The organism is Vibrio sp. 10N.222.49.C9, from assembly GCF_041474985.1.
In the GTDB taxonomy this organism is placed as follows: domain Bacteria; phylum Pseudomonadota; class Gammaproteobacteria; order Enterobacterales; family Vibrionaceae; genus Vibrio; species Vibrio crassostreae_C.
In genome coordinates, this window is record NZ_JBFRVD010001074.1 from 1 (window position 1) to 258 (window position 258).

The 258-nt window shown below is 49.6% G+C and carries 1 protein-coding gene; it reads right to left on the bottom strand.

Going from position 1 to position 258, the window contains the following annotated elements; translation table 11 throughout:
• Positions 1-258: membrane dipeptidase (locus AB4585_RS26950; protein ID WP_372171804.1), on the bottom strand; the 258-nt coding region annotated here is incomplete at both ends.

Below are 258 nucleotides of genomic sequence, written 5' to 3' on the forward strand. Positions count from 1 at the left end.
CTTGCTTGCCATGCGCTCTTGCGTTTCCGGCACGGTTTCATGAGGCTCACAACCGTAGGTAGAGGCCAGTGGTGAATGCGAGTAGATTGCTGGGACACCCTTATGGTTCTTCTTCATATAATCGGTAATGTCTTTGGTGGTCTGGTTCGACGTATGCGAAAGGTCAACGGTAATACCGTGTTTCACCATCTCGTCGATGACATTCTTACCAAAATCGGTGAGACCAGATTCGTCACCACCCATACTAGAGATCACGCC